Origin of the sequence: Bdellovibrio sp. NC01, assembly GCF_006874625.1 — a bacterium.
Classification (GTDB): Bacteria; Bdellovibrionota; Bdellovibrionia; order Bdellovibrionales; family Bdellovibrionaceae; genus Bdellovibrio.
Genome location: NZ_CP030034.1, coordinates 2,479,063 through 2,505,196 on the forward strand (window position 1 = coordinate 2,479,063; position 26,134 = coordinate 2,505,196).

A 26,134-nucleotide genomic window follows, 5' to 3' on the forward strand; every position below is an offset into this window, starting at 1 on the left:
ATCCAATGCCTTTATATTCGCGTTCCAGATCGAGATGTCGTGGCCTTGGCTTTGCAATTGCCTCCAATATTATGAAAACGTTTAAACGCACACTATTAGCGATAGCGATGACTTCGGGTGTTCTAGGCTCATTGGTAAGCTCTGTGGCTTCTGCCGATCCTATGGAGACGCCAAGCCCCTCTATGTCGATAGCTTTTAAAAACGCCGATCCTGCTAAAGGGGTCTGGACTGTGCGTAAACTTCAATGGGACGCCAACGACGAGCTTGGCTACCAAAACTTCGTCGTAAGAATGGCGAAGTCTAAGTGTAATAGCGTTGATTCATGCTTTAAAGACCCTGTTGCTAATCCTTATTATGATGCAAGCCAAGAAGCTGATGTGTTTTATTACGCTGACTGTGGCCGCTTCCCTTATCTTCTACGTATGTATTATGCGTGGAAAAATGGTCTGCCATTCACTGCTGTTGCTGGTAAATCAGGTACGGAAGAAGACATTAGCGAGTGGACAAAAGATCAAATGTTGCAAGGAAACTTCTTTCCGAATGCAGCCCGCGATTTCGCTCTTAATAACAGTAAAAATGGCGTGATCATGAAATCACGTATCACGGTGCCGTCGACGAATAACAAGTCCTACAACTTCTTTACTTCGGCGCGTTCAATCATCGGCAGTGTGAATTCAGCGAACTATCGTTTCGATGCAACTTTGCAGATGCCTGTAGATCCTGATTTCTATCCTGTGAAAATGGATCGCGACAATATCAAACCAGGCACTGTGATCTACGATCCGTCTGGCCACGTGGCTGTTGTTTATGAAATCACAGCGACAGGTGACATCCGTTATTTTGACTCGCATCCTGACAACGGTGTATCTCATAAAATGTATAATAAGGCATTCTTGCGCAGCCGCCCTGCTCACGGTGCAGGCTTTAAAAACTTCCGTCCTTTTGCAATCACAAACGCGAAAGTGACAGGTGCCGGTTATTCTTCAGGGACGCTGGTAACGGCACAAAACAGTCAACTTCGTGGCTTTTCTCTTGAGCAATTCAACGGCACAATTCCAGACCCTGCAGGCAATTGGGCAAAAGGCACTTTTGCAATTCAAGGTCGCCAAGTGGATTACTATGAATATTTGAAACTCGCTTTGGCAACAGATGCGAACGCAAAGATTCGCCCCTTGGAACAATTGAAAGCTGAAATTGATGAAATGTGTTCAGGCTATCAAGACCGTGCCTTAGATGCGCAAAAAGCGATTGATCAAGGCTTGCACTTGCAACCACATCCTGAAACATTGCCGAAGAACATCTTTCAAGCTGATGGTGATTGGGAAAACTATTCGACGCCAGGTCGTGACTTCCGCCTTCGTTCTAACTTCTATGACATCGTGAAGTCGATGAAGAGTTATAACGAGCGTATCAAAGCGCGCGATAACTTGATCGAGTACTCTGGTGGTAATTTCAAAGCGGAACTTTTAGCGATGGCGAAAGCTGCTGGCGAGTCATGCAAAATATCTTACAAAAACACTCGCGGTCAGACTGTCACGTTCAATCTTCTGGAAGGCTTTTTGCGAGTAAACCGTATGTCTTTCGACCCATATTTCTGTATGGAAAGACGCATGGGCGCAAGCACTCCGCAAGAGCTTGCAAGCTGCTCTGACGACGAAACAAAAACTCGTTGGTACAAAGCTGAGAACTTTATTAGAAATCAGCTCGTAAAAGATACGACTGTTATTTATGGCCAAAACCTCGAGGAACTCGAAGCCGAAAACGCGAAGAATCCGAATTTCTATCGCTACGATTTCTTGTACTACATCGATAAATACATCCAATAATACTACTCCGGCGAAGCCGGAGTGCAAGCCAGCCTCCCGTCTCACCCTGAGATGGGAGCGCCAAAGAATGTCACGTGTATAAAGTCTGCGGATTAAGTCTTTTAATTTTGAAATGAAGACTATTTCGCCGCGCACAGCTTTTGAAATACATCCCTGTGAATAATGGGGTTGGAATGAAAAGAAGTGCTATATCAACAATTTGTCTCACTCTGATACTGAGTATGAAAGCATGGGCGCAAGCTCCTGAAACTCAGCTAAGCACTTCTTTGCCTACACCAAAGAAAGAATCAAAATTCCAAGCTGACTGGCGTTTACGCATGGCTGGCAACGATTTCCAAGACGATCAAAGCCAATCTAAATACGTTGATATGCGTTTGGATTTACGCGCGAAATACACTCTGACATCTTCATTCTATTTAGATCTGCAACCGTCAGTGCGTTTGGTTTCAGGCCAATCGCAAACTATTGATGGCGCCGATAAAATGGAAAATAAAATCCTTTTGAATCAGGCGGCGGCTCATTATAACCCAATCGACAGCTTGCGCCTTTCTGCAGGTGCTTTAAGCCAAAGATATCTTCACTCTAGCCTTCTTATTGACGACATGGCCTTCCCTGCGGCTCGCGCAATGGCGATCTACAATGGCTCAATCGTGAATACAGGTCTTGCGGTGGAAACAGCAATCCCGACTTCAACATCACTTAGCACAAATACGAAAGAGCTAGAACCGACTCCTTCTTTGAACACAGCGACTTTGCTTGCAAACGTGGGCAACAAAGATGCGTTCTGGAAAAATCGCGTTGGTTACTTCATCTATAACAACTTGCCATCTGCAGTCGCCCAGCAGTCTTTGCTTCTTGGTAACATGCAGATTTCTAACGAATCAGATGCGAAATATGCATTCATCAATAAGTTCCAAGGTATTGAAGCGTATACAGAGTTGCAATTGCCAGTGCTGACACACTTGGATCTTTTGGCAGGTGCTGAATACTTACATAACGATCAAGTCTCTTCAGAAGATGCAGATGCTTCATTTTACTGGGGCGGAGGCAACATCCATATGACTAAGAATATGGATTGGACACTGAAAGCCGGTTATTTCTCGGTAGCACCGGAAGCAGCGGTTGCTTACTTCAACTCTCGTGGATTTGAAACGAATCGTGTTGGTTATGCCGTTGAAACTTCTTTCTCATTCAAGAAAGAGGGCTTCAAGTTAGGCGTTCAGTACAAAGACGCAGAAGTCATGTACGAAAACCCGGTGCAATCTCGCGAGAAGTTTTTGACGATCAAGCTGGAGACTTTCTATGCAAACATCTAAGCTGTTGCTGTCATTATTCTTAAGCTTAAATGTACTGAGCCTTGCGGCTTGTAACTTGCCATCGCCAAAAGAAAAGAAAGCGGCTGCCGATCAGGTTACAGCGGAAGCGACTGGTGATCATGATTACCAAACAGAGCTTGCTCAGGCTGCGACTTTCAATATCGAAGCAGCGCCAAGCCGTTCTTCAGTTCTTGAAGCAACGAAAGAAGGTGCTTTCGCATTGCCAACTGCGAAAGTTTTCAACTTCTATGCGTGTTTGAAAGACATCTACTACAACAAAGTTATTTCAGGTCATAAATTCCAAATCGATGAAATCAAAAAGACTGTGACAACAGATGCTTCTGGTTGCTTGATCTGGTCTGAAAACATTAAGTACAACTATTTGGCTGATTCTCAATACATCAAATTGGATCGCCACGTACGTGGTACTGGTCTTCATAAAGGTGTGCGCACAGTTTCTTTCGCTATCAATCCTTGGTCGCACGGTGAAAACCTAGCGCCAGTTTTGGATATCAGAAATGAAGACGCCGTTCCAAACTTAGTGAAATCAACAAAACTTTCAGCGTTGGCTTTGCAAGGATATTCAAAAGATTCACAACTTCGCACTCGCCCATTGTGGTTGGAAGATGGTCGTTTGTTCGTCACGGAACAAAAACTTACGACTGCTGGTGTTGACTTGCTATTTGAAGTTCGTGGTGTCCCAGCGATTCAATTGACTAAAATGAATGGCGAGATCTTCTTGCGCAACCTAACAGCAGGTTCATTCAAAACAACTATCAAGTTGATCCACTCTTACGTGGAAGGTGGCAAAGAGATTCACCGTCTGCTTGCGCAAACGGCTGCTTTAGATACAAAAATGGAAAACGGCAGCTTGGCTGTTCGTTCACCAATTTCATTGTCGGCGATCCCAACTCGCGGTCAATTGGTTTTGGGTGTGCAATTGACACCTGAAAATGCGCCAGAAGGCTTGACTGGCTTTGATGGTATTTACATCCTTGGCGATTATGACCAAATCAAGGGTTCTTCATTCTTGAAATTGGCTTCGCAAGTAGCCCAAGATCAAAACTTCAAAATTGATAGCTATATCAACGCAGCCCCAGTTGCGACGATTCAAAATAAAGACACGGGCTCTTCAACAATTAACGAAGACACGTACCAAAAACCAAAGATCGAAGTTTCACAACTTGAGATCAAAAACGTGCGCATCGGTGCAGAGACAACTTCAACTCGCGAAGTGGTTTACAACATCAAAGCGTGTGTGAAAAATGGTTTGGATCAAAAATCAACACGCTCGCAAACTTTCAAGATCACTCGCTTCCGTCAAAATGCAACGGATGCAGCCGATACTTTGACTGTGAAAACAGACAACAACGCGTGCATCACTTGGGATGAAACAATCAAGTTTAAATACTTCGATTGCCAACACTACATCAAAGGTTTCGTGCAAATCGCCAATGAAGACTTAGGCATGAACGAAAAATTCGACGTTCTTGTAAATCCTTGGGATAACTTCGCTGCCGGCCGTGACATGCGTTACATCAGCAGCACTGAAAAATTGATCCTGGAGTGCAAACAAGAAGACCGTCCACGTTCGCAATTGATCGTTGATTACTTCAACTACAGCACTTTGTCTTACGCTTACCAAGTTGATAACTTGATGAACTTGCATGTGGTTAAGAAGATCCAATTGAAAATGGAACCACGTGTTTTGATGTACTCAAGCTTATCAAACGGTCGTGGTGAAATTGAGCGTCTGCGTGACGGTGTTTACTTGGTGAAATTTGCGATCGTTAAGAACCGCGATTACGAAGGTCAAAACACTTACATCACTTCTGCTGAAAAACTTGTAAACGTGATGAGTGGTCAAATCAACACTGATATTTCTTTGGAAACTCAGGATTTGAAAGCTCTTGGCAACCGTAACAACATGCTTGTCGAGGTGTACCCAGTTGACGAAAGCAAAGTGACTGTTTCCAACGGTGCAATCACTTTGAAAACGGCGGGTCCATTGGATTCAGCTATCGACACATCCACAGGTCTTGAAACGCCAACATTTGTGGGTCCTGTTGTCATCAACTTGGATGAAGCAAGCCGTCCACTGCGTCTGCTTGATGCATCAACTGTGAATAACTTCCTAGTGTCTGGCACTGACAAAGTGACTGTCGCTAAAGGTGTTATCAATGAAGTTGTAAAACAAGGTTTGCAAGCCAAAGCTCAAGCAGTAAGTGCGCAAAACAAACTGGCAACGAACACGCAGTTCGCTGCGGATCGCAACTTAAGTATCGTGAACTTAAACACGATGGCTGCGAACGACACTCTTGCAAAAGCGATGAATGTGAAGCTTATAAACACACGTTACATCGTCAACAAAGCGGATCTTCAAAACTTGATCAACACTGGCACTATGAGCAAAGAAATCGCACAAAAAATGTGTGCTTTCTGGGCCAACGATTTCAGCTCTTCAATTTACGCTGAAAAAGGTGGTGCGTTCATGGACATGTTGAAAATGGGCTTCGGTACGGACTGCTTCCATGCAGTTAGCAAAGACCCATCACGCTTCTTCCAGGTTGAAAAACGCTTGGCAGTCAAAGAAGTGGGCGAAACAAAATACATGAAAGGCTACAACCAAGGTTTGACGGTTGGTACAAGCTTCTCTGTCAGCAATGCACACAATAAGAGCTTTACGAAATCAGTTAGTATTGCTGGCAAAGCAGGTCTTTCGAAAAAGTTCTTAGATTTGTTCTCGCTAGGTATTGATGTCGGAGCTTCGCTTTCTTGGTCGGTATCTGATTCGCAAAGTAACAGCAACTCGGTTTCAGTCAGCACTTCAACGTCAATGACTGTGCAACAAAGCTTATTGAAAGTGCGTGTGAACAAATACGAACAATGTGTGATCGTAAACTTGAATCCATCATTGTTCATCAAAGATCCAAGCTGGTTCGGTCGCCGTGATTACTTGAGCGTGTTGAACCCACGTTTGACGGATGAAGAAAAAGCCGGTGTTGCAACTAAAGGTTTGATGATCTGTGAAGGCCAAGTTCGCACGCAACCGTTAGAGGTGACTGAAAACTACTACTTGATCGCGCAAGAAACTAGCAGTTCACAAATGCAGGATGCTGGTGACGATAGAAACCGTAACTTCTTTATCGCACTTCGCTCAACGACGGATTTCAACCGCTTTGTCACAGCGATCAAAGGTGAAGCGAAGATTCCGGGCACAGCAGATAAGTCACAAGAGTTGACGAAAGAAGCTGGCAACATGATGGAAAAACTTTTCCAATTGGGTTCTGGTTCTTACCCAAGTCATTATCAGGTTACGAAATAAAGAAAAGGCTAGGTTCCCCTAGCCTTTTTTAATTTGTAGATATTCACTTAAGAATTCAATGCTGCGAACACCAAACCACGAATAAGATTCACCGTTCACAATCGCACCTTCAACACCTAGCGCTTTTAAATCGGCGATTTTTTTAGCAAACGGATAGGGTTCTGAAGAAAACAAATACAACGCATCGGGATTGTCTTCTATTTCCAAAACGGGATACTTCTCCCCTTCAGGATAATCAACCATCTTAGCACCCAGTTTTTTTAAAACCGAGCCGATGTAAGTGTCTTTACTTGCCGCCATCCACGGTTTTTTCCAAATCAGATAAATGACTTCTTTTTCAGAAGAGCTAGCCGGTTTCACCCATTCTTGGAAGCCAGGGATTTTCTTTGAATCCCACTTTGCCATGGGTGCTTCAAGAATATCCAAGCACTGAACTGCTAATTCCATCAGCACAGGGTTTTCAAATTTTTCACCCAAGCGCACGAGTTCTTTCTGCAAAGACTCTAAAGAATTAACGTGAGTATCAAAGTAAGGAACGGGACATTCCTCTGCCATCTCCAGCGGATTTTCTTCTTGATCCAAAAGCACCAAATCAGGTTTCAAATCAGCGACCAAATCCCAGGAAACATCTTTCGTTCCACCAACGATAGGAATGTTGGTGATCAACTTCGGAGGATGAATGCAATAACGTGTGCGGCCAACAACATTGACGCCTGCTTTCAAAAGGGTTTCCGTCCAAGACGGCACCATACTCACAACTCGCATTATTTTCCTCCTCAGAAAGAATATACAGCGAGCCAATAAGAGTCAAAACTTGACCTCGGCAATAGAGCCAAGGACTATGGTCGCCTAACAATGAGGTGTATTTTATGACGCAAGTCTTCCCACTACGCGAAAAACCAGCTTTGGCCCCTTACAAAAAGGGCGATGTTCTTGTGTTATTTGGCGAACTATTTTCTCGTGGCTACGCCAATGGTTTAGTTGAAGAAGCTGAACGTCGTGGCATGACAATCGTGCGTGCAACGGTTGGTCGCAGAGAAAAAGACGGATCTCTTCGTGCATTGACTGCTGAAGAAACTGCAAACATTCCTCAACCCTTCATCAACGTTCCATTGGAAGCAGGCTTTGACATGGAGCCAGATTCAAAAGGCATCACTCCATGCGATCAGTTGAAAGACGTGAAGTTGAGCGATTGGACTGAAGCAAAATTGGATTGGAAATCGATTGAAGAGTCGCACCAAAACAGCATCGTGCGCTTCAAAAAGAACACTGAACTTTTCATGAAAGAACTTGAAAAGCACATCCCAACAGGTGCAAACGTCGTGTTTGCTCACTTGATGGCTGGTGGTGTTCCTCGTACAAAAATCATCATGCCTCTTTTGAACCGCACGTTCAAAGGCACTGGCGATCGCCACATCCCTTCACAAACTTTGTTCGATTCTGAAATCGGCAAAATGTGCTTGAAGAACTTTGTTGAAGTGACGGCTGAAACATTCCGCCATTTGGTAGAAATCTCTGCTCCACTTCGCAAAAAATTGGAAAGCCAAGGTTCGCACGTTTCTTACACAGCGTATGGCTACCACGGCACTGAAGTGCTGATCAAAGGCCAATACAAATGGCAAACATACACGCCTTACTTCCAAGGTTGGGCAAAAATGGATCTTGAAAAGTTGTCTGAAAAATTCAGCAAAGAAGGCGTTCATACTTGCGTTTACAACTGCCCAGAGATTTTGACGAACTCAAGCTCTGTATTCCAAGGTGTTGAAGTGTCTTTGTATCCTCTTTTGGCGGCTTTGCAAATTGACGGCGCCGACAGAAAACATACAGAGCAAGTTTTGGCTGACTGTAAAAAACTTCTTAAAGATGACGTGACTTTCGATCAGATCATTAAGTTCACAGACGATTATCTGACAAACAATATCACTCTGACTCACAGTAAGTACGACCTATGGCCACAAAACTCCGACCAAAAGCAGATGGAGTTCATGCTGGCAAGTTCTGATCATTTGATCAGCCTTCATAAAGATGAAAAACAACTTATTACGTTCGTACTAAGCGAAGTAGTCTTTAAGTCATGTGGTTATGTGATGCTTCACGATTCATGGGCGCCAAAAGCTCCGGTTTCGTGGATCGGTCACGACCTTGTTGCAAAGTGCATGTAATTTAAGGAGCACCGAATGTCAGTGAAAGCCGGCGAAGCTTGGAGTTATCAAAAATACAAGTTTCACGGTCTTTCACTTTCGGGCATCCGCACAGCCATCGCGATGCCGGAGCTGTCACTCAGCTTCGATGTCGCCCAAGGCTTCCCGTATCTTTTGAACCTAAAACATTTCTTTATCACTCACGGTCACCTAGACCATGCTGCCGGCATTCCCTATATCATTTCGCAAAAGGCAATGACCAGCCAAGAGGCCGCGAAGTTTTATATGCCAAAGTCTTTGGTGGAACCGATGGATCAGATCATGAAGATTTGGGAAAAGATCGAAGGTCATCAATACAAGTACGAGTTCATCGCAGTTGAAGCCGATCAAGAATTTCAGCTCAATCCGCAATGCTACGTGAAAGCCTTTCCCACCACTCACCGCGTGGAATCGTTCGGTTACACTGTCTTTGAAACCCACAAAAAACTTAAAGCAGAACTTCAAGGACTCACACAAGAGCAGATTATAGAGCTTCGCCGCAAGGGTGAGGATGTTAATGAGATACTTCATGTTCCAGCCGTAAGCTTCACGGGTGACACTCAAATCGAATTCCTTGATTCTCGTGACTGGGTTCGCAAATCAAAAGTACTTCTACTGGAATCAACTTACATCGATGATCGCAAGACCATCGAGTCCGCACGCCAATGGGGGCACACCCATATCGAAGAGATCATCCCAAGATTGAAAGATATCGAAAGTGAAAAGATCGTCTTGATCCACGTTTCAAGTCGTTACACCGACTACGACATCCAAAAAATGATCGACGATAAAATCCCCAAAGAATTCCAAGACCGCGTGGTCTTCTTCCCCGGCCGCTAATAAAAAAGGGAAGCTTGTGCTTCCCTTTTTCTTAGAACATGTCGTTCAAGTCTAACCAGATTTTGCGTGATTTGGATTTTTTGTTTTTCAGGTACTCAGTCCACTCTGCTGACGAATGCTTGTTCCAGTGTTCCGCCAAATTCGCGGCGAAAATCAAAGGACCGTAGCCCTGACCAATTTTATCTTTTGGCGGACGAAGAGCTGTTAACATTTCCGGGCCGTAGAAAGCTGAAGGCATCAAACGATCTTTTTCACCCAACTCGCCGATGATCAAAGCATTGCGAACTTGACCCAAAACTGTGCGGCTTAATGGACCCGAAGCTTCATTGGCACGAGGAGCACCTGCTGAACCCACGATAACCAAACCCTTTTCAGCCTTTTGATTCAAAAGCTCAACAAGGTCTTTGTTTTGGTCATTCACTTTCATATTGAAATCAAAAAACACGAAGCTTGCGCCGTCTGGCAATGAAGACACACGCTCACGCAAAGCTGCCATATCAACCGCACCCTCTTTCGTATAAGGAGTGTAGTTAACGATTTCGCATGATTTGCAAGATTGGGCATCGAAGACAGGTTTTACTTTTGAATCAAAGTCGCCTTGAGTTTGATTACCAAAGTAAACCACAGTTGTTTTTCCTGATGGCACTGAAGCATGCGCGAATGCCGCCCCCCAGCACATAAGACCGATCAATGTTCCCGCTAAAGTTCTCATTACACTAAGTTTGTTCATTGCCATGAGAAGAGTTTGCCCTCCGCATCGCATTGCTGTCGACTTTTTTAATTAATTATTGAACAATGCAGCATATGGATTCATGGAGCCGAGTCGACATATTTCATTCAGGTGATGATTACTTCAACAGTGTCATTGCTGATATTCGACAAGCAAAAAAGAGCATCTTCATCGAAGGCTATATCTTCGCTATCGACAATCTCACAAAAAATATCCTCAACGAGCTTGGCTTCGCACGCAGCCGCGGTTGCAGCGTGAAACTTGTTGTCGATGGCTTCGGTTCTTATAATTACATCCCCGAGCTTTCAAAAATTTGTAACCAATATGGCATTGAGCTTAGAGTTTTTCATCCAATGCCCTACTTCAAAAGCATCACAAGTCGTTGGCCAAAATGGAGCGACATCAAAATCGCTGCTTTCTTAAGCCGCATGAATCGTCGCAATCATCGCAAGATTATTTTGATCGATGAAAAAGCCGCGTACCTGGGAAGTCTTAACTTCATTCAAGTTCACTGCGCAAAATATGTGGGCCCACTGGCGTGGCGTGATACCGGAGTCAGAGTCGAAGGTCCCGCTGTCAAAACATTGGTGATCGCCACACAGATCACTTACTTGCGGACGATTTATCGTGGGATTCTTACCTGGGTCGGTCGCTGGAGAGTACCGAACTCAACATTTTCAAGCGCTTTACAGTTGAACACCACACAGAAAATGCGTCGCGCTTTGTATCGCGATTTACTGCGTTTACTTTCCCACGCAAACCAACGCATTTACATTACAACGGCTTACTTCCTGCCAAAACGAAGTTTATTGAAAGCATTGATCAGGGCTAGCGAACGCGGCGTCGACGTGAAACTGGTTCTGCCTGGTAAATCAGACGTTCCACTAGTTAAATGGGCGGCCTTTAATCTAGTGCGCTTTCTTTTACACAGTCGCATGCCGATCTATGAATACCAAAAGACAATTCTGCATGCGAAAACCATGATTGTTGATGACCAAGTCTATATCGGCTCATTCAATTTAAATCATCGCAGCCTGCTCCACGACCTCGAGGTCATCGCACGTTTTAAAGACCCTGAAAGCTTGCGTAATATGGTCGCACAATGGGAACAAGATATTGCCCACTCTCGCTCTGTCAAAGAGGTGGATTTTAACTCTTCATGGTTCAGCCGTTGGTTTTATAAAATCGCATTTCGCCTTCGATACATGTTGTAAGGTCGCCTATTCTTTGTGACCATAGAGGTATGAATTCACAAGTTAAAGTAGCGATCACAGGTGGGCCTTCCGGGGGCAAAACCACACTCATTGAAACACTTAAAAAAGAGCTTGGCGCAAAATGCGCAGTCGTTCCTGAAGCTGCCAGTATTTTATATCGCGGTGGTTTTCCACGCTTCAAAGAAGCCCAAGGAATTGTGCACGCGCAACGTGCGATCTTCTTCACACAACATGAACTTGAAGACATGATCTGCAAAATGAGCGGCAAAAACTTGATCGTCTGCGATCGCGGTACGATGGACAGCTTGGCCTATTGGCCCGATGCGGATCATGATTTCTTTTCGCAAGTGGACAGCACTCGCGATAAAGAGTTTTCTCGTTATGACTGGGTTATTCATTTAGATACTGCTGGTAACGATTTTTACGATACTTCAAATCCGATCCGTACTGAAAACTTCGAAGAAGCTTGGGCTTTGAATACAAAAATCAAAGAAGCTTGGGAAGGTCATCCGCGCCGTCTGGTGATCACTCACAGCGCTGACTTCTTATCAAAGATCACGACATCATTGGCTGTGATCCGCGCTATCCTTGCACATAAAAATGCTGACGAAATTACTAAGGAGCTCCTTTAATGAAAATCAGTTTGCTTACAGCTTTGACTTTGCTTCTGGCACATTCTTCATTTGCGCAAGCACAATCACGCACTGATTTAAAACCCCTCAACTTCCAAGCTGACAAAAACGGATTAGATGTTTTGCCTCAGCGTTTCGAATACTCACTGTGGGATGAAGATCGTTTCTCTATCGGTGACGTCTTGATTGATTCCCGCCAAGTGACATTCGATTTGGCTCCATCAAAAGATAAAAAGAACCAATACGTGATTCGCTTCACTTGGCCCGCTGGTCTTTTGCGCGAAGGTCAACTGACGATTAAAAACAACTCTGGTAAAGCCATCATGGCGTCAGAGGTTGATAAGAACGTATTGAAATTCTCACGTGGCACTCCGATGGAAGGCCGCGAGAATCTTCGTTCTGACATGGCATCTTTTACGACGACGATTGATTCTAAAATGGTCGACGACATGAAATACCTTCCCTTCATGACGTTCTGTATTTATCGCGCGACGGAAGGAACTCGTTTGTACTTGTGTTCAAAAGAGCTTTACATCTCTTCAACTCAAGGCCAATTGGCAGTGAAGCCTCGTAACTTAAACAAAAAGGTCGCACACGTAGAGATCAACGGAGCCACTGTCGGTAACCAAGGTATCATCTATTTGAACGATCGCACGGAAGCTGTGAACTTCAGAGGCCAAACGCAATCAGGTTCATTCCTTGAAATCGAAACACGCCGTAACGACGTTGATTTCAAAGACGTTGTTGAAAGCGGCGACAACTTGATCTTGACGGCTTCAGGGGCCGAGCCTGCTGACGAAAAGAAAGTAAAAAAGATTTCTGCCACTGAATGGCAAGTCACTTTGCCGAAAGAGCGCCCAGTTGTTTACTTGAAAGGCGAAGGCGACATTCCAATGCGCCAAGAGTTCAACGTTAAAGGAACTTTGCCGCAAGAAAAATTCCGTCCGTATGTTGGCGCGAAATCACAAACTAAAACTTACGCTTCATCAGTGACCTTGCAAGTGACTCCCCCACAAGCGGGCACATTGCGTGCGGATTCAACGGATAGCGATGCTCGTTTTGAACCGAACGGATCTAACTATCGCTGGGCTTTGACTGGAATTCCATCCGGCGAAGCGCGCCGTTACTTGAATGTCGATGCTGAAGGACAAAACTTTGTTGTCGGTTACGATACGGAACGTGGTGCTCCGTACGCGGTTTATTTAAGCGGCAACTATCAGTTCCCGTCTGGTTTGATTTCTGCAAACATCGGCGCACAATGGTGGATTGAAAACTTCCTGTTCATGAACTCTTCATGGAGCCGTTTTCACTGGGGCCTAGCGATCGATCACCAACAGCATTTAACAGACAAGGACGACTACGCAAAAGTGGATTTGACGACAGTTGAGCTTCTATGGAGAGCCAACGCTGGCTTCAACATGGTTGACGACACTTGGGGTTTAATTTTGCCACTTCAAAACGTTAAAGGCGACAGCAGCAGCGCGATGATGTTTGGTCTTGGTGCTTTCTGGCAAAAACAAATGCAGAAACGCAACTGGGCTCGCTTCATGAATTGGTCGGAAGTGAAACTTCACTACTTCTTTGGCAGCTCTGGTGATGACTTCAAAGTAAAAAGCGCTTACCACCTTGAAGGCAATGGCTACAAACGCTTTAAAGAAAAATCAAACTGGTACTTGAAATACGGTTTGGGTCTTGAGCAATACAAATACGATCCGGCAGCTCCGAAAGAAGACCTAGAGTTTGATGTGAACGCGGGAATCTACTGGCAGTTCTAATACAAAAAAATTTGTATCTGACGAAAAAGGACTTAGGAAACTAAGTCCTTTTTTATTTCTCATTGCAGACAGTAAGTCTTCATCACCTAGGTCCCCTGTTCCTAAGCAGCGATAATCCGTTCACAAATAAAAAGAGTACACTGCAGCTAGGAGGCTTTTTATGGCACTTCAAGCACAACCACAGAACACTTCCACTCCACAGAATATAAACAAAGCTACCGACGAAATGTTAGGCAAAAACTTTAGCAAAGCTGATGAAGTTCGCGAATTCCCAATGGGCAAATTGGAACTTATCAAATTCGGCGACAAAACTGTTGCGAAAGCAACTTTACAACCGGGTTGGGTTTGGTCGAAATCAGTCAAAGACATCGCACAAACTGAAAGCTGCGAAGTTGCGCACTTCCAATATCATGCTTCAGGAACTTTGCATGTTAAAATGGATAACGGCAAAGAGCTTGAATTCAAACCAGGAGAAGTCTCTATGATTCCTCCAGGCCATGATGCATGGGTCGTTGGTAATGAACCCGTCGTACTGATCGACTTCCAAGGAATGGTCGATTACGCGAAACCAGCACAACATACACATTAAATGCAAAAAGCCCCATCACACGACGGGGCTTTTTTTAATTTAATTTTATCAGTGACGAATTAAGCTTTCTTCTTAAAGAAGCCTGAAACCATTTCTTTCAAGTCCATATTGAAGACGTCTTGCTTTTTGTTCTGCACAGACAACATCGACAGTTCACGACGAGCTGGCATGAATGACGAATCGATTGCCATACTCTTTTCAAATGATTTTCTAGCACCGACGACGTCACCCTTCGTTTTATTGAATAGACCAATAACGAACGGGAACAAAGCATCGTAACGCTCATCCGGTGGAACTTGCAGAAGTTCCAATTCAACTTCTTTCAACAACGCGGCTTTCTTCGCTGGATCGTTGGCCATACCCAACTTCGTCCACGAACTATAAACGTGTAATTGCGCTGCCTGCGGATTCAGCTTTGCAATTTCAGTCAAGTTTTCAGAAGCTTTTGCGAATTGATTCAATAACAACGACTTCTTCACTTCTTCCATCAACGTGCTAGCACGAAGTTTGGCTTCGGCTTCGGAACGTTGTGAAGCTTGGCGGAATTGATCGATCTTATTAGTGTCTTGCGCGACAGAAACGGCCTCTTCGACCACTTTCTTCGTTTTTTTCCACAAACCGTGTACTTCAGATTTTGCATCGGCCGGTTCATCACCAATCAAGGTCATGAACTCTTCCAGCATGGCATCTGGATTTGAAGCACTCATACCTGTGTTTTCAAGGTAAGCAACAACCTGGAAGCCATTCTTACCATCAAGGTCAGCCCAAATCTTTTTCAAAGCATTCAACTGCTCTTGCGGACTCGCGAAGGATGCTCTTTGTGCAAAGACGATCAAGCCCTTCGTTAAAAGGAAATGAATCGCTTTGTAAGTTGCAAGCTCGCTATAGCCTTTAACATCCAACAATTGATTCAACGTCACTTGATTGTTCAAGCGAGCTGACAGGCCATCAAGAGCCTTAATCAATGACATCTGCAAAGCAGGATGGTCTTCGCGATAAGTTGAACTTTTCACGATCACGTTCCCCGCCCACATCATGTATAAAGACTTTAACCAACTTACAGAAATCTTCGATGCAATCCAGTCATGTAAATACAAAGACAATGTATCTGCATCGATACTTGGATTCATCATATCCACTTCAGCAGAAGCAAAGTTCACACGGATCTTTTGATCGACAATCGTGCGCACCAAGCGAATATTCATTTGCTCCATCAGGATCAAATCGAACGCATGAGGACTCAATTGATTGTTCTGAATCAGAAAGTTACCAATACGGCGATTGTTTTTATCACGCAAAGCCGTTTGCACATCTGCCGGAGTCGCATAACCGCTTTGGATCAACATTTCACCTAAGAACGTTGTTTTATCGTCGACGTCAACGCCCACGATATTACCATTGCAGAACGAAATCCCTGACACCGAGCCATCAGAGTTATAGATATTCAAATAACCGCTGCTTTTTGTTTCAACAAGAAGTGAATACAAGAATGGCAAGTCAAAGCCACTGACTTCCTCAATCGACTCAATCACCTTTCTTTTTTGGCGATTCGTCACTTTAGGATTCGCAAACATCTGATAAAGAAGTTTGCGGGCACTTGCTTCTTCTTTCTTCGCAGTTTCTTCTTTTTTCGCAACCAGCTTCAAGACGTCAGGCATTTCAAATGGCTTACGCAAGAATGCAATTGCTTGAGTTTTCTGATTCGCTTCTTGAATGAATTGTTTGTCAGTGTAAATACCTGACATCAACACGACTTTAAAACGCTGATTTGGATAATTCGCACGCGTGCGCTCGATAAAATCTAAACCCGTCATTTGCGGAAGAAGACAATCACAGAATAAGAAATCAATTTGGTTTGTGGCGATAACAGTCGTTGCATCGTCAGGTCGCGATGCCAAAAAGACAGAATGCCCGTCACGACTGAGGATTTCCTTCAGTGCCAGACCGAGTGTTTCATCGTCTTCAAGAATAAGGATTTTCGATTTACTATCTTCCACGAATTCCTCATCGGTTTTAAATACTTATTTATGAAGGCTAAAAACGACAAAGCGGACGTCCATCAGGACCTCCGCCTTGTAAAACTAGACTTAAGACTTAGGATTATTTCTTATTAAGGAACTTGAAGTACTTCGATTCGATAACATCCATTTCCATGTCGTTACCATCATCGTCCTTAACTGTAGCTGGCGGGTTCACGCCGCCATCGCTGAACTCCGTCCCAAAACGAAACAGGACGTTCTTTTCCGAACCCGCGTCGTCGTTGTAATAAGGAACGAAGAATGAATTTACCTTACCCGTATTAGGCAAGAAACCATCAACCATGTTGATCTGGTCAACGATCACTTTTGGGCAGTTGCTAAACGTGACAGGCGCAGAACCGGCTGTACCGATCCATTTGATCCATTCACGAATACCGCAAGAGTTGATACTTTTGATGTTCGAAAGTTCAACTTCCACAGCTGGGTTGCCAGCCAAGTTGAATTGAGAGAAATCCACGTCCTCATCGATAGTTCCCGCCATTTTAACGGTTAACTTATCAGCTGCTTTTTCCATTTTAACGTCGAGTTTACCCATCCGAAATCTCCTAAAAACTCAGATATAATTCTATAAATAATTTAAACAGTGCCTTCATGTTTTACTACAAAAAAGGTCACATCATCGACCAAAGGCGCCCCTTGGCGATGGTCTTGAAAGCTGACTGCGAATTTATCGACTGAATCACCTACGCTTGGATAATCCTTATTTGCAGCGATCAAGGCCTTGATGAATTCCCTTTCACCCCACGCTTCTTTGCCTGGGTTTTGAATATCAGGGATACCATCAGTATAGAAGAAAACCGCGTCGCCTGCATCAAGCTTGATACTAGTTTCTTCATACACAGAGTCACGCGCTTGTCCCAATCTGGGATTATTCACTTCATTTAAAGGGATCAAATCTTTTTTCTTCAAAGGCCCATCGCCTTTTTTCATCAAGAACGGAGCTTCATGAGAAGCGTTACAATAGATCAACTCACCCGTATCAAGATCGAAAGATGCTAAGAAGAAAGTCATCATGATGCGACCTCTTGAAACGTCATAGATGGAACGATTCAAAAGCTCCAACGCTTTCGCCGGAGAGATATCCAACTTCTCGATAATTGTCGAAGCCGATTTTGCCGCACTTGTGATCAACGCCGCCGGAGCACCGTGCCCTGTCGCATCGCCAATCCACAAGAAGATCTTATTACCGATTTGGCAATAGTGCCACCAGTCGCCACCGCACTCTGATGCCGGTTCATAGTAACCTGCAATCGACAATGGACCGATTTTCGCGCGCGCTTCAGGGAACAGAGTTTCTTGTACGGTTTTCGCCGTTTGCAGCTCTGATTCCATACGCGCTTTTTCAGCAGTTTGTTCCATCAAACGAGAAACCTCTGCCGCCATGATATTGAAGTTATCAGCAAGGCTGCCCACTTCATCATTTGAATCAACTTTTACGCGGATGTTGAAGTCGCCTTCAGAAACTTTTTTTGTTGCCGCGAAAAGATCCGTCAATGCATGGGTCAAACCACTTGATGCAAACAACGAGATAATCACAGTCAAAGAAATCAAAATACCGAAGAAGATCAAAGATTTTCTGATCAAGATTTGTACGGCACCCAAGGCTTTCGCTTTTTCAACAGTCGTCACAACCGTTAAATCACCGAAACCCGCTTTTGCAAATGACACCAACAACTCCGTACCGTCAGTCGCCTTCACCGTTTCCGCACCCTGTGCGACTTTGCTGCCAGCGTCTTTCAAGAACGAAGGATCGACGATCGCTTGAAGTTTTTGGCCCGTTGTATTTTCGGGACCAAACAACACAGTGCCATCGCCAGAGATCAGATACATTTTTTGTGAAGAGATCGCGCGGAACATCTCTGCCGATTCGCTCATTTTCACAACGACCAAGAAAATAGTGTTTCTTGTTTTTGTTTCGTTGCTGACTTTTTCCAAAATCAAAACGCGATCGTCATTGAATGGAACTTTTACGACACGGCCTTGTGTATCTGCTTCGCGCAAGTACGTTTGAAATCTGCCACCCAATGTACCAATCGTTTGATCAGTACCCTGTTGAACTTTTTCAAGAGTCGCATCACGTTGGTAATTTCCATTGACGTCTTTGAATGCCGCAACAGTTTCGATGTTGTATTCATTTTCGAAAATTGAATTTCCGACCGATGTAAATTTCTGTTGTGACAAGTAATCTTGGAAGATCGGCTTTGTCGTACTCAACACACCATTCAGTTGTGTCTTAATTTGAGTCGCCATTGTTCCCGACATGCTACTTGTGGAATCGAAAACATAAGCAATCTTATCGTCTTCAAAGATTCTCATCGCTAAAACAAGATAGACTGTCAGCGTGATAAGCGGGATCGACGTTAATAATAGGAGGATTTTGTATCTTATTGATATGCCACGTTTTTTCACCTGCTCAGTATGCCCTTTCTGACATAAAGCGAAAAGAAATTCTAATTTAGTTAGGCCTAAGTCCATAAATCTTCTGATCTTTCCTGCCGATAGAGAAATACAGAGGTGTTATGTCACGTTTAGGAAAAACCGAGAAAATCATCTTTTCCACAGCACTTTTTGTGCTGCTAGCGTTCTCGTACTTTTTGTACGATGATTCTCTTCTATTTCCAAAAGCTCACAACTCGAAGTTAGAGCTCATTGGGGATGTCGCCGTTTCACAAAACGACGTCAGAAGAAAAAACCTAGATAATTTTAGCTGGCTTCCTGCTTCGCGCACGGACGCTATCTATCAAAACGACTCGATCTTTACTGGTGATCGTTCTGAAGCCATTATTCAATTGCAAGATGGGACGCAGATTCGTATCCAACCGAATTCTTTGATCACATTGAACATGAAGAACGGTCAAATGAACCTAGACCTACGCTACGGTAACTTGGTCGGTGATATCGCGAAAGGTTCTTCTCTTACTATTACCTCTGGTAAAGAAGAATTTAAATTAGAAGGCGATGGCCAAGAAAAATCTAAAATCCAATTCAACAAAGCACACTCGGGCACTGTTGATTTGAAATTGATCTCTGGTAAAGCACGCTTCTCTGACGTGAAGAAGAGTGCTGTTAAAACTGACTTAACTCGTGACTCTGTTCTTGCCGTTTCTAAACGTGGTGAGATCCAAAAAGTTGAAGCACCAAAAATCCAAGTCGTAACTGCAGAAAAAGAAATGACATGGATGCGTACAAATCCAGACGACCCAATGGGCTTCGAATGGAAAGCAACTGGCGACATCGGTAAATACGAAGTTGAAATCTCACCTTCTCCAGATTTCGCAACAGTCGCTGCAGCAAAATCAGTGAATGAAATGAAAACGCAAGTGACTGATCCATTGGAGCCAGGCGCTTACTATTGGCGAGTTAAAGCTTACGATCGCTTCGGCGAAGTGGGCGCGACTTCAGTACCAAGAAAAATGAATATCACACACTTGAGTCCTCCAGTGGTGACGTTCCCGCAAAAAGATTCTGAAATCAGCCTTGAGATGAAAGTGAAATCTCCAGCTGAACTTGTGACTGCAACTGAAATTAAGTGGCAAGCTCCAGTTCAATTGAAACATTTCGTTTATCAGATCTCTGCCGATCCAAGTTTCGCGCAAGTATTGAGTGAAAACCAAACAACACAATTCAGCGCTTTGTCCCCTCGCCTGTCGTCTGGTAGTTACTGGGTGCGCGTGGCTGGTCAAACAGAAACAAATGCGATGTCAGGTTGGTCAGAAGCCATTCCATTTAAAATCAACTTGGTAGCGAAAGCAGCACCAGCTCTTCAAGCACCGGTGTTGGTAGCTCGTCGTATTCAATTCAAAGTGCCATCAGCAAAAGATCGTAATCCTGCAGCAGAACAAGCTCCAAAAATGGAGTGGAAACCTGTCTTGCAATCGAAGGGTTACCAAGTTCAAGTTTCAAAAGATATTAACTTCAGCAAATTTGAAACTTACGACGTGAACAACACAAAAGTTTCATGGAACCAATACAAAGCTGGTAAGTCTTACTTCCGCGTTGTTGCTCATGGTGAAAACGGCGAAGTCAGTGAACCGTCAGCAGTCGGTTACGTTGACGTCTTGTTGAACAGCCCGGTTCTGCAACCACTTCGCCCGATTCGTGCAATTGGCGAATCAAGCTTACCGCGCGAAGCAAATGTATATTGGTCAGAAATTCCACAGGCAAAATCTTATCTTGTCGAGTTGGATAAAGGTGGCGATTTCAAAACGCCGCAACAATACGAATTCAAAGGCACGACAGGTCGTTTGACGGTTTCAAACCCAGGCGATTACAAAGTGCGCGTGGTTGCTTTGGATGAACACAACAAACCATTGACTGATTATTCAAACACAGAAACTTTGCAGTACAGCGTTCACTCTGCCCTGATTACCCCAGTGCCGCTTGAGCCATACAACAACGTTTCTATCTTCCTACAAAAAACGACAGAACCAGCTATCTGGATCGAATGGAAGAAAGTCAAAGATGCGGAAGTCTATAAAGTTGAAATCTCTGATAAAGAAGATTTCTCGCGCGTCCTTGTTTCTTCAAATGTAGAGAAGAATCGTTTCCTTATTAAAGACAAAGTTCCACTTGGCAAATTGTACTGGCGTGTTCGCGCCCAATCAAAAGACGAATCTGAGCTTTCTGATTGGACAGAAAAACGCGAGTTCACTGTTTACCATCAGAAAAATGAGACCTTCTAGATCATGAAAATTCAGTACTCCATCTTCGACACCCTACTTGAACCCGTGTTTGTTCTGAACGCAGAACAAAAGGTGGTGTACTGTAATGAAACCGCTGCCGTGGTTTGCGATCTGTCGATTCGTAAGATCACAAAAGGCATGAAGTTCTTAGACCTTTTCGAGTTCAGCGAACCGGTTGATGGTTTGAATGAACTGATTAACATCACAGATCCAACTCCCTACAAAGAAGTGAACTTCAAAACCTCACAAGGTGGCGAAGGCAAGGTGCAAATCACATTGCAACCGATCTTTGATTCCATGGGAGATAAAAACTGGATCGTGTTCGTGCGTGACGTGACTTTGGAAGAACGTCTGCAAAAGAAATATCGCGCCGAACTTGAGCAAAAAGAAGATGTCATCAAAGACCTTGAAGACGCCAAAGCTCAATTAGAAAACTACAGTAAAAACTTGGAACAAATGGTCGCTGACAGAACCGCTGAAATCCAGCGAATGAATCAGATGATGACCGCGTTACTTGACAGTTTGAACCAAGGCTTCTTTATCTTTAATGCTGAAGGCAAAGTTCTGGAAGTGTCATCCAAAGCTTGTGAAGCAACCATCGAATGCCGCCCACAAGGCCAATTCATTTGGAATGTTTTAAAACTGCCAGAGAAAAAAGTCGACGGTTTCCAAAAGTGGATGCAAACACTCTTCATGGAGATGTTGCCGTTTGAAGACTTAGCCCCGCTGGGTCCCGAGTCTTATCCGCACAGCCAAGATCGTAACATCGCCCTTGAATACTTCCCGCTTCGCAGTGCTGAAGGCACAATGGAAGGCGTCGTGGTTGTTGCCTCTGACATCACATCACTTGTTGAAGCAAAAAAACAAGCCGAGCGCGATCGTGAGTACGCAAAACTCATCATCAATCTTGTGCAAAATAAAAAAGAAATCGGTCGCTTCATCCGCGAATCTCAGTCGTTGCTATCAGACCTGAAAAAAGGTTTACAAGCTTCCTGGGAAAGCGCTGACGGCGAATTCCTATTCAGACAGTTGCACACCCTAAAAGGTGGCGCTGCCCTGTTCAGCATTCAGGAAATGGCAGAGTTCTGTCATCATGCTGAATCGATTTTAGCAAATTTCAAAGAAGCTGCGTCTGCGGAAACATATCAACAGTTGCAAGCTGAAAGCGTGAAAATCGAAACAGCCTTCCAAGCATACATCGCTAAGAGCGAAGAGATTTTGGGCTCTTCTGCAATGGCCATGGAACGTCAATTGGAAATTCCAGTTTCAAAATTCCAGTCGGCATTAAATAAAATTGAAAGCAAAACGAAGAGCAACGAGATCACTCAATTGCTCTTGGGCGAATTCGCGATGGAATCTATTGGTTCCTTCTTCGCAAGCTACAACGACGTCGCACAACGAGTGGCGGAAGCTCAGTACAAACAACTGAACCCTGTGCACTTTGAAAATGCAGATCTTAAAGTTCTGCCAGAGATTTATTCAAATCTTTTTGCGACCTTCGTGCACTCATTCAGAAACTCTGTCGATCACGGTATCGAAAGCCCTTCTGAACGTGAAGAAAATGGTAAGTCCCCTGCGGGTAACATCACAGTGACTTTCACAGTCAGCCCAGATGCGAAACTCATGATTCGCATTGATGACGATGGCAAAGGGATCAATCCAGAAAAGATCCGCGAAAAGTTCGCGAAAAAAGGCGTCGATGTTTCTGCGGAAACTGACGCGCAAGTGATTCAACACGTCTTCGACAGTCAATTCTCTACACGCGATCAAGTCACAGAGACTTCAGGTCGTGGTGTGGGTATGGATGCTATTAAGTATGCTGCTGAAGATTTGGGTGGACGTTGCTGGGTGGACTCTACATATGGAAAAGGCACTTCCCTTTTCGTAGAAGTGCCTTACATCACAAACTTTACTGAAGAAAAAATCAAAATCATCAAAGCTGCTTAGCTGCTTAATACACTTCGGCCTCGCCGAAGTAGGATTTACGCTTTATTGTGCTTCAACCAAGCGGCTTTCAATTTGTCTTCGAAGATTTTCGCAGAAAATGGTTTTACGATATATTGAGAAACACCGGCAAGAACGGCTTCCGTTACTTGATCGCGTTCTGACTCTGACGTCAAAAGCACGAAGGGAAGATTCACCCATTCTGCTGTCGCACGAACTTGCTTCAACAGATCAAGGCCCTTCATTTTTGGCATATTCCAGTCGGAAATCACGAGTTGAATCTGTGAACCCGCCACATTGTTCTGCATAAGAATCTTCAGACCTTCCTCACCGTCACCCGCTTCAAGCATGTTTTTATAACCCATCGCTTTCAGCGTGTTCTTCACAAGATCACGGATAGAAGGCATGTCGTCGATAACAAGAATTTTGGTGTCTGCCGGAAACATAGAGATAACTCCTACCAAGAAGCTCTGACGATCCAATGTCATCAGAGTGCTGATAGTTCATTTTAGAAAAGAGCTAAAGAATCTCAAAGGTTCTTTACAAGCCTGGACCTTGTGCGGGTGCAAGCCATAGATAATTCGCGCGGCTACCGTACTCGCCCGTTGGGTCCATCTCGCCCTGAATTTCTTCATCCGTAAGACCTGACGTATTGATTTGCGAGAATGTTAAAAGCGGCGTTTGTGGTGAGCGCACAGAAATTCGCGCTGGCAAGCCCCCACCATATTGCACGTGGAATTCGCCGACAACGATCACCAGAACTTGGTCAGGGTGAGCCGCAATGTATTCTGTCGCACGCCACGCCATCGTATCATCCCAAATCGACTGCGCCGCAAAGTAGCGCTCGCCCGCCTCTGGTGACGGCAAGTGGTTACCCATCGATTCCAAGAAGCGTTTTTTATAAGAATCACGACCGAGTTCAAAATGCGGCGGCAACAACGATTTTTCCTCGTCATTCAAACTCGCAAGGCCCTGTTTTGAAACTTTCCCCGTCAAAGTGCGTGGCGCGTTTAAAGCCCACGTCATCGCCCCTTCTTCAAGGTTCGGGAATTGCGCTTGTTTTCGGTAGAAATCAAAAGACGGGCTGCCCCATTGGATCTTTTTAAGGAAGTCCGCTTCGGGAAGTGTTCCTGCACGGTATTGGTTCAGAAGATCCTGCTCTGTATATGTAAAAAATTCCATGCCGACGGCGACCTTAAGGCCTTTATTACGCAACGCCTGCATGATAGAAACCTGTTCAGACTGGTGTTCGGCGAGGCCATGGTTCTCCCCGATCACAACTATGGAGCCCGGCGACACAGATGCGACGGTTTCTTCCAAAGTGATGCTTTTTAGGTCGTTTCCTCTGAAAATGCCCTCAGATTGAGCATGGGCACAGGCAGAAAGTAGGACAGCTACGGTAAAAAGCGCGGCAGACTTCACGATTCCTCCTCTAGACATCAAATTGTCTGTTGAAGTTTCCTAGTTCCTTTGATACCTTGAGCCCCTTTGAAAAGGTATTGTCATTTTTACGTGTTACGCAGAGTAGCGGTTTAAGGACGACATTACAGATTATATAGGGGCATTAAAATGGCTAAGAAATCAGGAAGAATCATCATCACTCTTGAGTGCACTGAAGCTCGCGCTGAAGGCAAACCAGTTTCTCGTTACACAACTACGAAAAACAAAACTAAGACTCCAAGCCGTCTTGAGAAAAAGAAATACAATCCAAATCTTAAGCGCCACACAATCCACCGCGAAACTAAGTAAGAAGCTGCGTAATGATTCTTACAGATCAGCAGATTCTTCAGTTTATGGAAGAGGGTTCAATTAAGGTTGAGCCTTTCCGCAGAGAGTGCCTAGGTACGAACTCTTACGATGTTCACTTGGGTAAAACTCTTGCCGTATACGAAGACGAAGTGCTGGATGCTAAGAAGCATAACAAGATTCGTACTTTTGAAATTCCAGAAGAGGGCTTCGTCTTGATGCCAGACACCCTCTATTTGGGTGTGACTTTAGAGTACACTGAGACTTTGAAGCACGTTCCCTTCTTGGAAGGCAAATCAAGCGTCGGCCGCCTTGGTATCGACATCCATGCAACTGCTGGTAAAGGCGACGTTGGTTTCTGCAACTTTTGGACTCTTGAGATCTCTGTAAAACAGCCCGTCCGTGTTTACACTGGAATGCCTGTCGGCCAGTTGATTTACTTTGAAGTGAAGGGCGAGATTCTTACGGCTTATAACGTAAAACCGTCTGCAAAGTATAACGACAAAAAGCCGCTGCCAGTGGAATCAATGATGTGGAAAAATTCATTCTAAGAATTCTCCTTACAGCGACACTTACACTCAGCCTCGCAGCATGCGGAGGCGGCGTAGCCGATGATTCTTCATCTGGCCTGGATTCGTACGTCGTTACGAACGGTTCGTTTACATCCACAACATCATCAAATTTATCAGGCTTAGGCGGAGCACGCTTTATCAATGTCTTAAACGGCATTTTTAGCAGCAACTCCATCGCACTTAAAGCCCAACTGGATGCCACCGGAAATTCAGTCACAGTTTTCATGAACACCAGCGCCACAGTGATGACGAACTCATCAGTAGGCGGAATAGCAATCACATTCCAAAGATCCGGCGCAAGCGTTCTAGCAAGCATCGCCGTGAACGGAAGCAGCGTCTCTGTAAACGCCAGCCAATTAGTATTCTACGTCCCAAGCGCACTTGACGTGATCATCGACGTTCACAACATCAATGCCTCCCAATCAAGAGTGATGATCTGGAGAAGAGACCTAACAGTTTATAATTCTACAAACGCCGACGTAGACACGAACACCTCATCAGACTACAGCGGCACCTACCCCAACCAGGGAGGCCAAGGCCAAAACGCCGGCCTATACCTAAACAACGCCACAGTAACAGGCGCAAACATAGGCATCGCCAAAGCCCCATAACAAATTCCAACCATTCACACCAAATGGTTCAAGTTGGCCAAGCCAGCACACATCAATTTTTTGAATACGTAAAAATCAGAACAAAAAGAAGCCCATTCCAGCGAAGCGCGGAA

21 protein-coding genes are annotated in these 26,134 nt (G+C 44.5%); 14 read left to right on the top strand and 7 right to left on the bottom strand.

Translation table 11 applies throughout. The annotated features are described in order from the left end of the window. Positions 1–71 precede the first annotated feature (71 nt). From DOE51_RS11925 to DOE51_RS11935, 3 genes are all read left to right on the top strand, one after another. Entirely contained in the window at positions 72–1,826 is a 1,755-nt protein-coding gene (locus DOE51_RS11925; RefSeq protein ID WP_142696793.1) for a hypothetical protein, read from the top strand. 221 nt (positions 1,827–2,047) lie between these two features. Further along, complete coding sequence (locus DOE51_RS11930; protein WP_246845056.1) at positions 2,048–3,142, top strand: hypothetical protein; 1,095 nt, start codon at positions 2,048–2,050, stop codon at positions 3,140–3,142. Beyond that, positions 3,129–6,467, top strand: coding sequence for a hypothetical protein (locus tag DOE51_RS11935; RefSeq protein WP_142696795.1), 3,339 nt, complete (start codon positions 3,129–3,131; stop codon positions 6,465–6,467). The genes DOE51_RS11930 and DOE51_RS11935 overlap by 14 nt, the downstream gene beginning before the upstream one ends. An 18-nt stretch (positions 6,468–6,485) precedes the next feature. Here DOE51_RS11935 and DOE51_RS11940 read toward each other — a convergent pair whose 3' ends face one another. Further along, positions 6,486–7,232, bottom strand: coding sequence for a helical backbone metal receptor (locus tag DOE51_RS11940; protein WP_246845057.1), 747 nt, complete (start codon positions 7,230–7,232; stop codon positions 6,486–6,488). 104 nt (positions 7,233–7,336) lie between these two features. On the opposite strand from DOE51_RS11940, the gene DOE51_RS11945 reads away from it, so the two are divergent. Further along, the gene (locus DOE51_RS11945; protein ID WP_142696796.1) at positions 7,337–8,629 is read left to right on the top strand and encodes a hypothetical protein; all 1,293 of its coding nucleotides are present in this window, start codon (positions 7,337–7,339) and stop codon (positions 8,627–8,629) included. Between the two features lie 15 nt (positions 8,630–8,644). Continuing rightward, complete coding sequence (locus tag DOE51_RS11950) at positions 8,645–9,487, top strand: MBL fold metallo-hydrolase (RefSeq protein ID WP_142696797.1); 843 nt, start codon at positions 8,645–8,647, stop codon at positions 9,485–9,487. A 31-nt stretch (positions 9,488–9,518) separates the two neighbouring features. On the opposite strand, the gene DOE51_RS11955 is transcribed toward DOE51_RS11950, so the two are convergent. Next, entirely contained in the window at positions 9,519–10,199 is a 681-nt protein-coding gene (locus DOE51_RS11955) for a hypothetical protein (RefSeq protein ID WP_246845058.1), read from the bottom strand. A 92-nt stretch (positions 10,200–10,291) separates the two neighbouring features. Here DOE51_RS11955 and DOE51_RS11960 point away from each other — a divergent pair, with 92 nt between their 5' ends. From DOE51_RS11960 to DOE51_RS11975, 4 genes are all read left to right on the top strand, one after another. After that, entirely contained in the window at positions 10,292–11,431 is a 1,140-nt protein-coding gene (locus tag DOE51_RS11960; RefSeq protein WP_142696799.1) for a phosphatidylserine/phosphatidylglycerophosphate/cardiolipin synthase family protein, read from the top strand. Positions 11,432–11,460: 29 nt separating this feature from the next. Next, on the top strand, positions 11,461–12,063 hold the full coding sequence (locus DOE51_RS11965; RefSeq protein ID WP_142696800.1) for an ATP-binding protein: 603 nt from the start codon (positions 11,461–11,463) through the stop codon (positions 12,061–12,063). Beyond that, positions 12,063–13,838: a hypothetical protein gene (locus tag DOE51_RS11970; RefSeq protein ID WP_142696801.1), complete on the top strand. Its 1,776-nt coding sequence runs from the start codon at positions 12,063–12,065 to the stop codon at positions 13,836–13,838. Before DOE51_RS11965 ends, DOE51_RS11970 begins: the two co-directional genes overlap by 1 nt. Positions 13,839–14,064: 226 nt before the next feature. After that, positions 14,065–14,427, top strand: coding sequence for a cupin domain-containing protein (locus DOE51_RS11975; protein WP_142698276.1), 363 nt, complete (start codon positions 14,065–14,067; stop codon positions 14,425–14,427). Positions 14,428–14,486: 59 nt separating this feature from the next. Here DOE51_RS11975 and DOE51_RS11980 read toward each other — a convergent pair whose 3' ends face one another. The 3 genes from DOE51_RS11980 to DOE51_RS11990 all read right to left on the bottom strand — a co-directional run bounded on the left by DOE51_RS11980 (position 14,487) and on the right by DOE51_RS11990 (position 18,782). After that, on the bottom strand, positions 14,487–16,424 hold the full coding sequence (locus DOE51_RS11980) for a response regulator (protein WP_142696802.1): 1,938 nt from the start codon (positions 16,422–16,424) through the stop codon (positions 14,487–14,489). Positions 16,425–16,527: 103 nt separating this feature from the next. Further along, positions 16,528–17,001, bottom strand: coding sequence for a hypothetical protein (locus tag DOE51_RS11985; protein WP_142696803.1), 474 nt, complete (start codon positions 16,999–17,001; stop codon positions 16,528–16,530). A gap of 41 nt (positions 17,002–17,042) precedes the next feature. After that, positions 17,043–18,782: a SpoIIE family protein phosphatase gene (locus tag DOE51_RS11990; protein WP_246845060.1), complete on the bottom strand. Its 1,740-nt coding sequence runs from the start codon at positions 18,780–18,782 to the stop codon at positions 17,043–17,045. Between the two features lie 203 nt (positions 18,783–18,985). Here DOE51_RS11990 and DOE51_RS11995 point away from each other — a divergent pair, with 203 nt between their 5' ends. Beyond that, a complete protein-coding gene (locus DOE51_RS11995; RefSeq protein ID WP_142696805.1) occupies positions 18,986–21,148 on the top strand; it encodes a FecR domain-containing protein in 2,163 nt (720 codons plus the stop codon). 3 nt (positions 21,149–21,151) lie between these two features. Further along, complete coding sequence (locus DOE51_RS12000; RefSeq protein WP_142696806.1) at positions 21,152–23,095, top strand: ATP-binding protein; 1,944 nt, start codon at positions 21,152–21,154, stop codon at positions 23,093–23,095. Between the two features lie 35 nt (positions 23,096–23,130). Here the strand turns inward: DOE51_RS12000 and DOE51_RS12005 are convergent, their stop codons facing one another. Both DOE51_RS12005 and DOE51_RS12010 read right to left on the bottom strand, forming a co-directional pair. Further along, complete coding sequence (locus tag DOE51_RS12005; RefSeq protein WP_142696807.1) at positions 23,131–23,538, bottom strand: response regulator; 408 nt, start codon at positions 23,536–23,538, stop codon at positions 23,131–23,133. A gap of 94 nt (positions 23,539–23,632) precedes the next feature. After that, positions 23,633–24,514 (bottom strand): ChaN family lipoprotein, encoded by an 882-nt coding sequence (locus tag DOE51_RS12010; RefSeq protein ID WP_246845061.1) that lies wholly within the window; start codon positions 24,512–24,514, stop codon positions 23,633–23,635. A gap of 147 nt (positions 24,515–24,661) precedes the next feature. Here DOE51_RS12010 and rpmG point away from each other — a divergent pair, with 147 nt between their 5' ends. The 3 genes from rpmG to DOE51_RS12025 are packed head-to-tail and all read left to right on the top strand — an operon-like array spanning position 24,662 to position 26,021. Further along, positions 24,662–24,841: a 50S ribosomal protein L33 gene (rpmG, locus tag DOE51_RS12015; protein WP_142696808.1), complete on the top strand. Its 180-nt coding sequence runs from the start codon at positions 24,662–24,664 to the stop codon at positions 24,839–24,841. Between the two features lie 11 nt (positions 24,842–24,852). Beyond that, the gene (dcd, locus tag DOE51_RS12020; RefSeq protein ID WP_142696809.1) at positions 24,853–25,389 is read left to right on the top strand and encodes a dCTP deaminase; all 537 of its coding nucleotides are present in this window, start codon (positions 24,853–24,855) and stop codon (positions 25,387–25,389) included. Further along, positions 25,371–26,021 carry a hypothetical protein gene (locus DOE51_RS12025; protein ID WP_142696810.1) on the top strand — a complete coding sequence of 217 codons (651 nt, stop codon included), beginning with the start codon at positions 25,371–25,373 and terminating at the stop codon, positions 26,019–26,021. Before dcd ends, DOE51_RS12025 begins: the two co-directional genes overlap by 19 nt. Positions 26,022–26,134 lie beyond the last annotated feature (113 nt).

What these genes read in the sequence shown, in the direction of transcription:
- DOE51_RS11925 (WP_142696793.1), top strand. Translation starts at nt 72, where the DNA reads ATGAAAACGTTTAAACGCACACTATTAGCGATAGCGATGACTTCGGGT.
- DOE51_RS11930 (WP_246845056.1), top strand. Translation starts at nt 2,048, where the DNA reads ATGAAAGCATGGGCGCAAGCTCCTGAAACTCAGCTAAGCACTTCTTTG.
- DOE51_RS11935 (WP_142696795.1), top strand. Translation starts at nt 3,129, where the DNA reads ATGCAAACATCTAAGCTGTTGCTGTCATTATTCTTAAGCTTAAATGTA.
- DOE51_RS11940 (WP_246845057.1), bottom strand. Translation starts at nt 7,232, where the DNA reads ATGCGAGTTGTGAGTATGGTGCCGTCTTGGACGGAAACCCTTTTGAAA.
- DOE51_RS11945 (WP_142696796.1), top strand. Translation starts at nt 7,337, where the DNA reads ATGACGCAAGTCTTCCCACTACGCGAAAAACCAGCTTTGGCCCCTTAC.
- DOE51_RS11950 (WP_142696797.1), top strand. Translation starts at nt 8,645, where the DNA reads ATGTCAGTGAAAGCCGGCGAAGCTTGGAGTTATCAAAAATACAAGTTT.
- DOE51_RS11955 (WP_246845058.1), bottom strand. Translation starts at nt 10,199, where the DNA reads ATGAGAACTTTAGCGGGAACATTGATCGGTCTTATGTGCTGGGGGGCG.
- DOE51_RS11960 (WP_142696799.1), top strand. Translation starts at nt 10,292, where the DNA reads ATGGATTCATGGAGCCGAGTCGACATATTTCATTCAGGTGATGATTAC.
- DOE51_RS11965 (WP_142696800.1), top strand. Translation starts at nt 11,461, where the DNA reads ATGAATTCACAAGTTAAAGTAGCGATCACAGGTGGGCCTTCCGGGGGC.
- DOE51_RS11970 (WP_142696801.1), top strand. Translation starts at nt 12,063, where the DNA reads ATGAAAATCAGTTTGCTTACAGCTTTGACTTTGCTTCTGGCACATTCT.
- DOE51_RS11975 (WP_142698276.1), top strand. Translation starts at nt 14,065, where the DNA reads ATGTTAGGCAAAAACTTTAGCAAAGCTGATGAAGTTCGCGAATTCCCA.
- DOE51_RS11985 (WP_142696803.1), bottom strand. Translation starts at nt 17,001, where the DNA reads ATGGGTAAACTCGACGTTAAAATGGAAAAAGCAGCTGATAAGTTAACC.
- DOE51_RS11990 (WP_246845060.1), bottom strand. Translation starts at nt 18,782, where the DNA reads ATGAGAATCTTTGAAGACGATAAGATTGCTTATGTTTTCGATTCCACA.
- DOE51_RS11995 (WP_142696805.1), top strand. Translation starts at nt 18,986, where the DNA reads ATGTCACGTTTAGGAAAAACCGAGAAAATCATCTTTTCCACAGCACTT.
- DOE51_RS12000 (WP_142696806.1), top strand. Translation starts at nt 21,152, where the DNA reads ATGAAAATTCAGTACTCCATCTTCGACACCCTACTTGAACCCGTGTTT.
- DOE51_RS12005 (WP_142696807.1), bottom strand. Translation starts at nt 23,538, where the DNA reads ATGTTTCCGGCAGACACCAAAATTCTTGTTATCGACGACATGCCTTCT.
- rpmG (WP_142696808.1), top strand. Translation starts at nt 24,662, where the DNA reads ATGGCTAAGAAATCAGGAAGAATCATCATCACTCTTGAGTGCACTGAA.
- dcd (WP_142696809.1), top strand. Translation starts at nt 24,853, where the DNA reads ATGATTCTTACAGATCAGCAGATTCTTCAGTTTATGGAAGAGGGTTCA.